10 protein-coding genes are annotated in these 12,557 nt (G+C 57.3%); 5 read left to right on the top strand and 5 right to left on the bottom strand.

Annotated features, from left to right (window positions below):
- Positions 1–70: 70 nt before the first annotated feature.
- A complete protein-coding gene (locus Poly21_RS05235; protein ID WP_302117641.1) occupies positions 71–2,002 on the bottom strand; it encodes a transglutaminase-like domain-containing protein in 1,932 nt (643 codons plus the stop codon).
- A 171-nt stretch (positions 2,003–2,173) separates the two neighbouring features.
- Between Poly21_RS05235 and Poly21_RS05230 the strand changes: the two genes are divergently transcribed.
- Positions 2,174–2,863, top strand: coding sequence for a hypothetical protein (locus Poly21_RS05230; RefSeq protein ID WP_146405876.1), 690 nt, complete (start codon positions 2,174–2,176; stop codon positions 2,861–2,863).
- 109 nt (positions 2,864–2,972) lie between these two features.
- Here the strand turns inward: Poly21_RS05230 and Poly21_RS05225 are convergent, their stop codons facing one another.
- The gene (locus tag Poly21_RS05225) at positions 2,973–4,373 is read right to left on the bottom strand and encodes a sigma-54-dependent transcriptional regulator (protein ID WP_146405875.1); all 1,401 of its coding nucleotides are present in this window, start codon (positions 4,371–4,373) and stop codon (positions 2,973–2,975) included.
- Positions 4,370–5,731 (bottom strand): sensor histidine kinase, encoded by a 1,362-nt coding sequence (locus tag Poly21_RS05220; RefSeq protein WP_302117639.1) that lies wholly within the window; start codon positions 5,729–5,731, stop codon positions 4,370–4,372. The genes Poly21_RS05225 and Poly21_RS05220 overlap by 4 nt, the downstream gene beginning before the upstream one ends.
- A gap of 281 nt (positions 5,732–6,012) precedes the next feature.
- Here Poly21_RS05220 and Poly21_RS05215 point away from each other — a divergent pair, with 281 nt between their 5' ends.
- Positions 6,013–6,699: a dioxygenase family protein gene (locus Poly21_RS05215; protein ID WP_302117637.1), complete on the top strand. Its 687-nt coding sequence runs from the start codon at positions 6,013–6,015 to the stop codon at positions 6,697–6,699.
- Positions 6,700–6,918: 219 nt separating this feature from the next.
- Here the strand turns inward: Poly21_RS05215 and Poly21_RS05210 are convergent, their stop codons facing one another.
- Positions 6,919–7,692, bottom strand: a complete 774-nt coding sequence (locus tag Poly21_RS05210) for a ThuA domain-containing protein (RefSeq protein ID WP_302117636.1) — start codon at positions 7,690–7,692, stop codon at positions 6,919–6,921.
- Positions 7,693–7,751: 59 nt separating this feature from the next.
- Positions 7,752–9,119 carry a DUF4912 domain-containing protein gene (locus tag Poly21_RS05205; protein ID WP_146405873.1) on the bottom strand — a complete coding sequence of 456 codons (1,368 nt, stop codon included), beginning with the start codon at positions 9,117–9,119 and terminating at the stop codon, positions 7,752–7,754.
- A 306-nt stretch (positions 9,120–9,425) separates the two neighbouring features.
- Between Poly21_RS05205 and Poly21_RS05200 the strand changes: the two genes are divergently transcribed.
- The 3 genes from Poly21_RS05200 to Poly21_RS05190 are packed head-to-tail and all read left to right on the top strand — an operon-like array spanning position 9,426 to position 12,335.
- The gene (locus Poly21_RS05200; RefSeq protein WP_302117633.1) at positions 9,426–9,758 is read left to right on the top strand and encodes an AtpZ/AtpI family protein; all 333 of its coding nucleotides are present in this window, start codon (positions 9,426–9,428) and stop codon (positions 9,756–9,758) included.
- Between the two features lie 36 nt (positions 9,759–9,794).
- On the top strand, positions 9,795–10,997 hold the full coding sequence (locus Poly21_RS05195) for a type IV pilus twitching motility protein PilT (protein WP_146405872.1): 1,203 nt from the start codon (positions 9,795–9,797) through the stop codon (positions 10,995–10,997).
- Entirely contained in the window at positions 10,998–12,335 is a 1,338-nt protein-coding gene (locus Poly21_RS05190; protein WP_146405871.1) for an ATPase, T2SS/T4P/T4SS family, read from the top strand.
- Positions 12,336–12,557 lie beyond the last annotated feature (222 nt).

Genomic DNA, 12,557 nt, shown 5'->3' with positions numbered 1-12,557 from the left:
ACCGGCCTGTTGAGTGAGTCGCATTCGCAGCCCGGCTTGCGCCCCCGCAATCACCTGAGGTGGTGGCATGCTAGGACTCGACAACGGCAGCCGAAACCCGCAGTCGTAGCGAACGCAGTATCGCCAAATAGCGGTTGACGAACCCGTCGGCTTTGAGGTTCGACGCATCGGTGATGTCGAGTGTTAGACACTCAGGCCCCACCAGCTGCCCGGTCGTCGGATCCAACGCAATCCATCCGTCTTCCACCTTGGCTGTCACCCAGGCGTGGTACACGAACGGGTACGTGGGCGTCGGGTCAGCCGACGAGAGAGAATCCGGCGACACCGATTCGTCAGCGGCTTCCGGGAGATAGCGTAAACCCACCGCCAACCTCGCGGGAATGTAGTTGGCCCTCAACATGGCCGCCAACAAGATGGCGTGCTCGGTACTGTCAGCGAGACCGGTTTGGGCGATATCGCTCGCCGAGCGGACACCGGTCGACAACGGCACAAAGGAAAGCAATGAGTGAACAGTTCGGTTCAGCTCCACCGCCTTTTCCTCGTTGCTCGTGCCCGCCATCGTCGCTGCCACGCCCAACACCTTTTTGACACCGGTCGAACGGTAGTTCAACACGGGTGTTTCCGCCAAGTCAGCCAACTCAACCGGCGAATCGTACCGCGGCGAGAGGCCAGCAAACTTCGCCAGCGAAACCGCGGGCCCCGCCATCACCACGCGTTGGTGCGACGAGTCAATCTCCTGAACATACTGACGGGGCGCCGCCGTGATGCCCGGCCATGTCGAGGTCGTCGATGCCAATGAGTTGGGTGATTGCTCGACGTCCAATGCCAGCAATGTGAGCTGGCCCGGCGCGATCTGTTCCCCCGGCACATCGACAACAACAGGGTATTGCTGTTGCAATACTGGCTTCGCCAGCTCGTTGTATTGATTCTCCTCGCAACGATAGGTGAACCGTGGGTCACCGCTCACATTGGTCGCTTGAACAACTCCCTGGTCGTCGTACCAAAAATATTGCTGCCGCTGGCGCGACGCATCGATCGCCACGACTGCAATGGCTTCACGAAGTGAATCCATCACGACGCCCTGATCGGTGAGTCGTCGAGCGAGTGCCGGTGGCTGGCCCTCGATGCGCAGATCGGCAGTGGACTCTTGTAAAGGCAACAGCAGGGTCATTTTCCGCTGCTTGTGCGGTGCCAACGGATGTCCCAAAAGCGAACGATAGACGGCCAGCGGCCCGGCGAGTATGCCAGGCAATGCAATGGTCTTCGACTGAGTGTTGCTGAAACCATCGGCAGTGAAGCGAATCTGTTTTTCGCTGACTTCAACGAGCCGACTCTGCTCCACCGGCCCGATCCGAAATTTTGAGTCCGACCGTACCAACCCCCCATCAAGCGCATACCAAAACGTCTGCCCGTTACTCGTCATATACCGAAACTGAGTTGGAGTCCAAGCGACCGAGGCGTCCGACTCCACGAGAACCCGCTCGTGCAATGTGACCTGAATTTGATCATCGGTCCCGACCGAGGTAATCCGCTGCGACTGCATCTCCACGCCACCGACAATGTCCCCCGATTCGACTTGGTGTAGATACCAGAACTGCCAAGTGTCATCCGCCCCGGCCTCCGCATCTGAACCTCTTGACAAACCCGAGGGCTCAATTCGATCTCGTTCAGAAGCGGAAGCGTCGGTAACCTCCCAGGCCGCTGGCTTGCGAAACATTCCAATGTCATGCCGGTCCGGTAGATCACAGCCGCTCGATAGTCCAAGCAGAACTGTGCCGCCCAGCCGCAGCGCCGATCGCCACCTCTGAAACGTTAGTGCGAGTTGTGTCATTTTCCAATCCATTTGCGTTACCGTCCTGCATTGCTCTGGTTTTCTCCGTTCCGAGTCAGGCTGCCCTGCAAGTTTCCAACGTAGCGGTGCGATCGGCAACCGCAGCGCAGCGGGCGTCGCGAACTCATCCCAGACGATTAAAACGATTGTAACGGCGATAAGGCGAATCACTCCACTCATTCCGTTCGATTTACGCAGTTCGTACAGCTTCGCGACGCCCCGAACGCTGCATGACCTAATTTTGGATGTTCGCCGGTTGATCGGTGAACCATTTCAAACCGCCGGTATGAACGGCAATTGAAATTGATCCAGCATGACCGCGTTTCTCGATGAATCAACACGATGGGCTTCCTCAAACGCATCCTCCGGCCTTCCACGACTGAACATCCCAGTACGTCGACGGGTCCAGGCAGTTTCGAACGTCTTAGCGATGAAGAACTGCAAGTTCACATGGGCATCAAAACCTATGGTAGCTTCGAATTGACAGACGCCATCCGACCTTCGTATGACGTACGAATTCCGCCACGCCAAGGCTTTCGGTATGACAAGTACGTCGATGAGACCAGCGGCGCAACGACGCCTGTGATCATGGCTGCGGTCACCAAATCAATCTTGATGGATACTTTCTTTAGTTTGATCGATCAACTCGACAATGTTGTCGACGTGGTGCTCGAAACAAGTCATCACTGCCGTTCACATCACGAGGATCTCTACCGTGATCACATCGACGTGCCGGTGCTGAAATCAATCCTGTTGGAATTCGAAGACGTCCTAACCGATGACGGTTGCACAGGAATCGCCGTCATCAGCCCCAGCCGGCAACAGGAAATCCAACTCGACGAACACAAGCTACTGATTGCATACGGCTCTCCGCTAACGGGCTTCCGAGAAACATTGATCGCCGGAGACGTCTTCCCCGACAACAAAATTCGCTTCGTCACCGAAGCCGAACACGTCCACAGCAGCAGTGAGCGAATGCGTGAGCGCTTCGAGCAACTTAAAACACGTCTCGGCGTCGACACCGCGAGATAGGGTTCGATACCGAAATGAAAAGGTAGTCGCTGGACCGTAGAAAGAAATTTTGATCGAAGTCTAGTTGAATAGCTTTTCTCCCATGCCTGACGGCACTTGAGCTCACACCTCAGTCAATGCGATAGGCGCGCAAACGATCTCGCAGGGTCCCACGGTGGATACCGAGCATCTCGGCAGCTTTGGCGCGGTTACCGCCGGTGTGCTGGAGCATCACGCGCAGCAACGCGGGTTCGCTGGCGGTCAAAAAATCAGCGTGCAGAGTTTCGGTGTCGGGGTGAGCCGCGAGCGTTGCGGTCGTCCACGCTTCGACGACGCGCTCAAGTGAACGATCCGACGACACGGGTTCGGTATCACGACCTGGTTTGGGGTCGGGGAAGTCGCTGATATTGAGCCTGCGACCGCGCGCCACAACCGCCGCATGACTCACCGCATTCTTCAGTTCGCGAACGTTGCCGTGCCAGGGTCGCTGTTGTAATTCAGCTAACAAAACCTCGTCGATGCCCGTGTCAGCATATTCCATGGCGGCGAGAAAATGATGACAGAGTGGCGCGATGTCATCGAGGCGTTCGCGCAGTGGCGGCAGATGAATCTGGACTCCTGTCAGCCGATGAAACAAGTCCTCGCGAAAACTGCCGGACGCTACTGCATCGTGCAGATCACTGTTGGTCGCCGCCAAAATGCGGACATCTGCTGTCCGCGGTTTGACATCGCCCACGCGACTGTATTGACCTTGTTCTAAGACCCGCAACAATTTCGCCTGCGTACCCAGTGCTAAATCGCCAATCTCGTCCAACAGCACCGTGCCGCCTTCGGCACGTTCAAACAACCCCGCCCGATCTTCACTGGCTCCCGTAAACGCACCTTTGACATGTCCAAACAGCTCGCTTTCGATCAGCTCCGGATTGAGCGCTACCGGGGCAATCGGAATGTAGGCTGCATTGGTTCGATTGCTGTGCCGGGCAATCGCAGCGGCAACAAGTTCCTTGCCGGTCCCAGTCTCCCCGGTAATCAAGACGGACAGGTCACTGTCGGCGACCAAGGCAATTTGCCGGAACACTTGCTGCATCGCAGGCGAGGTGCCCACCAACACGGTTCGATCCAGTAACATCGGCTGGGTGGCGGTGGGAGCCGAACGCTGCGCCGATTTTTGCAATGCCGTTCGGCACGTTCGCAACGCATCTTCCAACTTGAATGGTTTGGTCAGATAGTCGCTCGCTCCGTTCTTGACCGCCGCGACGGCTGTTTCCAAATCGCCAAACGCAGTGATGATGACCACGGACGCATTGTCGGTGGCGTCAAGAAACTTAGGAAGCGCCGTGATGCCGTCCATATGAGGCAAACGAACATCCAAGATGACCATGGCGATGGAATGTTCTCTCGCCAGCCGCAACCCCTCTTCAGCGCTCGACGCCGTGACCACGCGGTGGCCTTCCCCCACGAGCATTTTCTCCAGTGCCCAGCAGATCGTCGGTTCATCATCGACCACGAGCACCGTTTGTTGACTTGTCATCGAAGTTGGGCATCCAGTTCAAAGCAGGTTCGATCAATTTCACGTCGCCAGCGCACGTCACCACCGAGCCGCTCGGCAGCACGCCGAACCACTGACAACCCCAGTCCCATGCCTTCAGGCTTGGATGTCACGAACGGCTCGAACACATCCGCGGCGATCGACTCCGGCACACCGGGCCCATCGTCGGAAACACTCAAGCGGACACAATCATTTCGGATCGCTCTCAGTTCAACATGGACGTCATTGCCAGCCTGGATCGCGTTGTGAATGAGATTGCTGGCGGCCGCGATCCAGGTGGGGCCGTCCAGAATCTCACCACCCACGCCTCCTTGGGAATGAGAGACATCGACCGCGGGCAAGCCGTTCACCATCCACCGCATACTCACATGCAAGTGTCTCGCAATCGGCGACACGCTACTGCGGACATCCTCAAAACAGGACTGCACCTCGGCCGGGCGATCCTCATCCTGCCGTCCCGAGGCAACCAATAGCAGTCGACGAACGTAATCCTCAGCCACCTCCATCTGCGCAATTGCCACCGCGATACCCTCGTCCTCGGCAGCCGGACACTGTTGAGCATGCATTTCCACCGCCATGCGGGCACCGGTCAGACTGTTGCGAAGCTGATGGGCCATCCCGCCCGCAATTTGATGCAACAACTTCTCACTCTGTTGGCGATTAATCTGACTCCATAGTCGGCTCAGCTGAGAGGCCATCGAATCCACGGCGCCGCCCAACCTACCGATCTCATCATCGATGTCATCGGAGACGGTGGATTGAAAATCACCGCCGGCGACCAACTCCACTCTTTGCTGCAGTTTGCCCACACGGTTGATCAAGCGTGACGATAACAGCAGCATGATGGTCGTCAAAGCCAGAATGGTCGACAGACCGGTAGCGAGCGGTAGAATCGCTGCCCGCCGGCGACTCGCCTCGATCTGGCTTTTATCAAACAGCACGCTGATGCCGGCTACGCGATCCTGGCGGGTTACCTCGTTCCGAACAGGGAACGAGAGGGTATGGAATGTTCGACCGTCCTCGCTCGATTCAAACCGTCCCTGGGCACCGTCATCCAGGTCGATGGTGCTATGGATGACCGCGCCCGCTGCATTCACGCTGACAAGTTCGGTTTGAGTCAATTCCGCCAATGAATCGAGCACGCGTTCATGGAGTGGAAAACTGGAGCCGGAGAGCGACTGTTCAATCGCTTCGAAGCGAGATTGCAATTCCTCGGTGGCCCACCGTGCGCCCAACCCGTACGACGCAACCGCTACGATCGCGGCCGCCAGCAGTGCCGCAGCCACCATCGGTGCGAGCAAGCGAAATCGGAGCGAACGAAACGTCGAATGATTTTTCACATGGGCATTCTAACTCAAACCAATCGCTGGAAAATCCGCCAGGGCTGGCGAAAGGACCACCAGCATCTGTCAGGCGGGATCCGTCGCGATGCTCGCCTGAGCGTGCATCCACGTTCCGACGACTGCGGCTACTCCCTGTCGGCAGGCCCCGTGCTGACCAGCACGCCAACCCGGCAATTTTCACTGTCGCCCGACGCATCGCAAATGCCTATCATGAGATTTGTCGCTCGTTCCGTTACGGATCCTGCCAAACCCATCCTCCCACATGGAATCCCCAGCACATGTCTCGCTCGATACCCTCTCCTCCCTATTCGCGGCGGTCCATGCTGTTGGCCGGCGGAACTGCACTATTCACCACTCGCGGCCTCTTCGCCGAAGAATTGATGGCGACACCCCGCCTGACCGAAGGGCCGTTCTATCCCGATCACCTTCCGCTCGATCGTGACAACGATTTGATCGTGATCGGTGACAGCACCACGCCTGCGGTGGGCGAAATCACTCATCTGACGGGTCGGATTTTGACGAAAGCGGGATCGCCGGTGCGGAACGCATCAATTGAAATCTGGCAGTGTGACGCTAACGCAGTGTATCTTCACTCACGCGACAGCAACGGCAAGAAACAGCAGCAGGATCCCAACTTTCAAGGCTACGGAAAGTTTGAGACGGCTGCCGACGGCGGCTACCGCTTTCGCACCATCAAGCCCGTCCCCTACCCCGGCCGGCCCGCTCCCCACATTCACATCAAGGTCTCGCAGAACGGTCATGAACTGCTGACGACCCAGTGCATGATGCGTGGCTACGAGAAAAACTCACGTGACGGCGTCTTCCGTGCTGCCGGCGACAAAGCACGTCAAGAACTGGTGATGGCCGATTTCAAGCCTGTGCCGGATTCAAAAATTGGCGAGTGGAGCGCGAACTTCGATATCGTTCTCGGCCGCACTCCCGACGATCGGCAAATGAAACAATAGGCTCAACCTGCTGAGCGGTAGGAGCTCTTTGAAACTCCTGATCCGTAGTCCGACTCGTTGGATTAGGACTCGTTGGATTACGAAATCAATCAGGCCTGTGAACCAAATCGGCCTCGTGAACCAATCGGGCCCATGAAACAACAGCCCGTTAGGCCAGCCAATTGCGGCGGCGTACGCCACCGCCAGCGGTGAATGTCGACCTCCCGCCTAGAACGATCGCTACTGACTGACGGCCCACTGCATGCCGCGGACGAGCAGCGCGAGATATTCATCATCCTGAAAGGTGTCTTTGGAATGACCGTACGTGGTTCCAAAGACCCGGGCTTTACCGTATTGGTTCGTCCAAATCACCGGATACGATTTGCCGTCGACTTGGCTCTTCGACGTCGCCAGTACCGTCGTATTTGGCCACACCTTCTCAATGACGTACAGTTCATCCATGGGCATGGTGTAGGGCTCAGGAAACTCTCGCATAATTGGATGATCGGCCGTTTGGACTTCGACCCCATAGCGAGCCTGATGTTCATGTCGGCGACTGGTCACACCGAGGAATTCCCGCCAATCGTCAATTTTCGTATCGCGGTAGGTGTGCATGGCGCAGTGAATGACAACTGCGGGAACACCGGCGTGGTGCGCCGCTGTGATCCTACGGATGTACTCGGGGTCTTTCGTACCGGCGAAGCACTCATTGTGGACAACGAGGTCAAATCCGTCGGCCCAGTCGGGGGACTCGTACAGATCGATCTTAGCCTGAGTTCCCGTACCACCCTTGGAAACCACCGTCCACGCCACTTTCACGCCAGCCTTTTCAGCAGCCAACTGCAATGCTTTGCCCTGAAAGTCGTAATCGTGGCAGCAACCGCTGGTGATCAAGAGCACGTTTAACGGTTTGTGCTTTGACGACTCAGCGGCCGGCAAATTAGCGGAAAACAGTGGCACGGCGAGCACGCTTGCCAGCACCCACCCGGTAAACAATTTGGAAGAGAACATCATGTTGCGCATCGCAGCGGGTCAAAGGAGTCGGAACGGACCGTTCCAAGTTCGGGCGGGGGCTAATTGTTTTCTGCGAGTTCGACGGTATCCATCACCTTCGTATTGCGTTCGACGGCGAACACCGTGGTGCGCTGCCGCATCCCGTCACGCGTCTCAGCGGTGATGGGCAGCACTTGCCGCTTGTCAGGGAAATCCAACCGCACGGTAAAGGCACCGTCTTTCTGTAATTTCACGGGATGACCAGAAACGCTCACCGAAGCGGTGGGATCGGTCTTGCCGAACACGATCAGTTCAGCCTGTACATCCAATCGCAATTTCGATTGACGCAGGAGCGAGGGGTCACCGGTCATGCTACCCGACTCGACCGCATGCGGCATTCGCCGCTGCAAACGATCTTCGAAGGCTTCCCGCAACTCACCGCTGCCAGTTTCGAGACCTCCACTGAGGGCGTAGATCCGCTCGTAGTCTTCGGCAATATCCTGCCAATGCTCGTCCAATCGCTCGCAATCACCAGGCACCGGCGTTTCCACAATGTTACTTCGGCAGAGGCAGTGAAACGATCCATTTCCGGCGAGGTACCCAAGTGCAACTCGATAACGCGATGGCGGGTCTTGGACGTCGATGTACCACGTACTCACTCCGCCATGGACTGCAATATCGCGAGAGACGGTTTCGGCGCGATTGCTCGAAACGTCACCCACGGACAACAGTCGCAGGGTCGGTACCGCCGAATGCCATTGCTCGGCGAGCGCTGATTGGGCTCGCTGGACACTCGCTTGGGTGACTTCCCAACTCGCTTGAAGCCAATACGAATCGCGGACGAGCAATGCGATGCGGTCGCGGTGCGGCGCGGTGGTGCGGTGGCGTTCGGAACCGCCGCTGACAGCCGATCCGCCGACGAGAGTGTTCGTCGAGAGATCCTTGTGTTTTTGCATCAGCTCGCGGCGGCGCCGCATTTCTGCGCGAATCCGCAGCGTTTTCTCCGAGATTTTCGGTTCATCCAACTCCGGCAAAGGAGCGTCGTTTCGCGATGTGGTTTTACGGGACTTGTTGCGGGAGGCCGCACTGGATGACTTCGAACTCGTCGATTTCCGCGCCGCCGGTGACGACTTGCTCGCTGTCAGCGAGGCTGTCTTGCTCCCCGAGGATTTTTTGGCCGAAATTGTCTTGGAACTGACCGTCGTCGAGCGGTTGGCAGGTTTTCGCTTCGCAGCCCCTTGACTGCCCGTCCGCCGCGGAGTCGTCGCCGCAGCCGAATCGCTTGGTTTTTCAGCAGCAGCCTGTCGGCGGAGACGGCGTTGCACTTTCTTGATCTCGCTGACCAAATCGTCTTTCCGCATTGAGTGCCACCCCGCGACACCATAATTTTTGGCCATCTCGGCCAGTTCACGGCGGGTCTGGGAACTGAGGTCGGCGTTGGTGATCATGGAGGATTCCTCGTCAATGCAACCTGGGACGCAGCCCAGGTGACGTGCAAAAAAGGTGTGCAGCGCAGCCCATGGATCGGGCACTCGGTCAAACACCAAGATCGCCCCCAGAAGCATAACGTAACGGGGGAATTTGCTGCCCAAGTATTATGGCAAGGGACCACCCAAGGTTCTAGGGCTGGCTGGTTAAATTGTCCAAATCAGTCAAAAAAGATGCGGACGAAGAGCGTCTGAAACCGAGTTTCCGTCAAGGTCGAGGTAACATTGACTACGTTGCCGTCTCGCCACATCACTAAAATGGTCTGAATGATGGACTCGACTCCCCCTCCCGCCCCTGATGACGCCCCTAGTGACGACGCTGATGACGCCCCTAACGCGGCGCCGCTGGCCGGTCACCCGACAAATCGCTCCGCCCACTCACCCACGCCATCGCAGTCTGCCCAAGAACGACAAACCCTCCTGAGGCTGGCATCGTCGGGTTTCGAACTGGCCACCTACTCGCTGGTTCTCGGCGGCGCGGGTTATGGTCTCGACCATTGGTTGGGCAACGCCACGCCGTATTTCGCCATCGCAGGCATCTTGCTGGGGTTCTCGCTCGGTTTCTATCGTCTGATCGTCATGGCAAGTAAGATATCCTGAGCTCCTTTCTTCTCCCCCCTCGAATCCTATTCGCTCATGTCACACGGTAAACCTGCCAAAGCGCCTCCTGCTGCGGGTCGCAATATGTCCGCCGAAGCAGTCGCCTCGCGGCTAAAGAGTTCCCTGCTCCAAGAGAAAAAAGAACTCGAGGTCGATAAGATTTTTCGTGCCCTGGTCAAACTCGAAGGGTCCGACTTGCACATGAAAGTCGGTCAGCCGCCGATGGTACGCGTCGGTGGCGAACTCAAACCGCTCAATCGCGGTCCAATCGAAGCCGAGGAGATGGTTCGGCTGCTATTGCCGATGATGGACGAACGCAACCTGATCATCTTCGAAGAGGAGGGCGGGGCTGACTTTTCTTATCAGTGCGAAGTCGATGGGACCCGCTGGCGGTTCCGCGTCAATATGCTCAAGTCACTCGGTAATATCGGTTTAGTGGCACGGCGGATCAGCAATTTCATCCCCGATTTTCGCGGCTTGTTCCTGCCCGACTCGATCGAGAACCTGTGCCACTTTGAACAAGGCATGGTGCTGCTCGCCGGGGTGACGGGGTCGGGCAAAAGTACCACGATCGGCTCGATGCTCAACTACATCAACAGCATCTACCGCAAACACATTCTGACGCTCGAAGATCCAATCGAGTTTATTTTCACCGAAGACAAAGCGCTGATCAACCAACGCGAGATCGGGCAAGACGTGGTCGACTTTAGCGTCGGCATGAAGCACGCCGTGCGGGAAGACCCCGACATTATCCTCGTCGGCGAGCTTCGCGATGAGGAGACGTTCATGACCGCCATCCACGCGGCCGAGACCGGCCACCTAGTGTTTGGAACGATTCACGCCGCCAGTTCGTCAACGTGTATCGGCCGGATCCTCGATTTGTTCCCGCAAGACATGCACCGCGCTATCCGCAGCGCGATTGCATTCAATATGAAGGGCATCGTCGCCCAAAAACTACTCCGCAGCATTCGCCCAGGCGTATCACGGGTGCCGACCTGCGAGGTAATGACATTCACACCGATGATTCGTAAACTCGTGCTCGAAGGGCATGACAACAAATTGCCCGATGCGATTCGCATCGGTGCCGAAGACGGCATGCAAGATTTTACTATGAGTTTGAAACAGTTGATCGATGATGACCTCATCGATCGACCTACCGCGTTCGCGGTCGCTCCAAACAAAGACGCATTGAAGATGTCACTCAAGGGCATCGATGTGAAAGCACCAGGGATTATTTAAGTGGCACAAGAACCCGACGAACTTCAATTGTGGCAAACCGTTGCGCCGGTGGAATTCGTTCCCAAATTGGCGGCACGAAACGATGCCCAGGCACTTCTGGTCACCACCCGGCAGGGCGCTGGATACATGGTCGCCGGCGGGCAGCTGGCTCATGCCATCGCGTCGCGAGCGACCCACGTGCTCATGGATTTCTCAAAGAATGCCTGTGCCATGCGGTACCAGGTCGATGGGACCTGGGAACAATTGCCGCCGCTGGATCGAGAGACCGGCGACGCGATGCTGTACGCCCTCAAACAACTCTGCCTGATGAATCCCGCCGATCGACGCGGGGCCCAGAAAGGCGAAGTGGGTCTGAAAGTGGGTAAAGAGAAGTATGCCCTCACCGTCCAGTCTCAAGGGGTTCCGACCGGCGAACGGGTGATCTGCCGCATCACTGCCGAGAAAGTGCCCTTCGAAAAACTCGCTGATCTCGGCATGCGTGATACGATGATCGAGCAGTTCAAAGAACAGCTCAATTCAAATGGCAATATCGTGTTGGTCACCGCCAAGAAAGGCGAAGGCGTCAGCACGGTGTGGTCCGTTGCCATCAGTTCCGCTGATCGCTTCATCCGTGACTTTCAATCTTTTGAACCGGCCGATGCGCCGGAGCCTGAAATCATCAATGTCACGCCCAACCTATTCGGCGGCGACACCGGCAAAACCGAATTCGAAGTCGTCCAGAGGATGGTGTTGCGCGAGCCCGATGTGCTGATGTTTCCCAATCCACCCGATCCCGATGCACTCGAGACCGTGCTAGAGAAGGTCCAAGAAGAAGATCGGCAGCTGATCTACCGCGCCGCCGCCGACAGCGCGATGGGAGCCCTGCTGACGTTCATCGGACGCTATCCAGACTGCCGATCCATGATCGTTAACAAGATCGGCTGCGTGCTCCATCAGCGTCTGGTACGGCGGCTTTGTGATAATTGCAAAGTCGCCTTCGAACCGCCGCCGAAATTGCTCTCGCAACTCGGGATCCCTGCCGGCCGCGTTTCGGTGCTCTACCAACCCTTTGTACCACCACCGATCGAACAGCAGGTCGACGAGAACGGGCGTCCTGATCCGATCACGCCCTGCCACGTCTGCGGCGGGCGAGCATACTACGGCCGCGTCGGTGTGTTCGAAATGCTTCGTCCCGGCCCCCAGTTGCGTGAGGCGCTCGGGAAGACCAATGATGCAGGTCAACTCGCCGCAATCGCGAAATCAGAGGGACATCGCGGGATGCAATCCGAAGCCGTGATGGCGGTCGCCCGTGGTCTGACCAGCCTCGATGAACTCAAGAGGGTGTTCTCGAGCAAATAGACATAGCGACAACAATCTTGTCTGTTTAGGGAATTCGCCGCCAACGTCCAATTCAGACTGCACCCGCGGTTTGCGGTTTTTATAAGTAGTGTGAGCTATGCGTATTCATAAGCAGAACTCGACGGAAATTGCTCGTCGAGGTAGCGCCGTAAGTCGGAGCGATAGGCCGCGTCGTCAAAGTTGAGGTTCCGTCTAATGAGCAAACCGCAGCGATAGGAAGAA

Origin of the sequence: Allorhodopirellula heiligendammensis (assembly GCF_007860105.1) — a bacterium.
Lineage (GTDB): Bacteria > Planctomycetota > Planctomycetia > Pirellulales > Pirellulaceae > Rhodopirellula > Rhodopirellula heiligendammensis.
The sequence above is the reverse complement of the archived record's forward strand: the minus strand, read 5'-3'. Positions and strand labels throughout refer to the sequence as shown.

Excerpts from the sequence above, each read along its gene's own strand:
- Poly21_RS05210 (WP_302117636.1), bottom strand. The coding sequence starts at position 7,692 with ATGATGTTCTCTTCCAAATTGTTTACCGGGTGGGTGCTGGCAAGCGTG.
- Poly21_RS05215 (WP_302117637.1), top strand. The coding sequence starts at position 6,013 with ATGTCTCGCTCGATACCCTCTCCTCCCTATTCGCGGCGGTCCATGCTG.
- Poly21_RS05205 (WP_146405873.1), bottom strand. The coding sequence starts at position 9,119 with ATGATCACCAACGCCGACCTCAGTTCCCAGACCCGCCGTGAACTGGCC.
- Poly21_RS05200 (WP_302117633.1), top strand. The coding sequence starts at position 9,426 with ATGATGGACTCGACTCCCCCTCCCGCCCCTGATGACGCCCCTAGTGAC.
- Poly21_RS05230 (WP_146405876.1), top strand. The coding sequence starts at position 2,174 with ATGGGCTTCCTCAAACGCATCCTCCGGCCTTCCACGACTGAACATCCC.
- Poly21_RS05195 (WP_146405872.1), top strand. The coding sequence starts at position 9,795 with ATGTCACACGGTAAACCTGCCAAAGCGCCTCCTGCTGCGGGTCGCAAT.
- Poly21_RS05225 (WP_146405875.1), bottom strand. The coding sequence starts at position 4,373 with ATGACAAGTCAACAAACGGTGCTCGTGGTCGATGATGAACCGACGATC.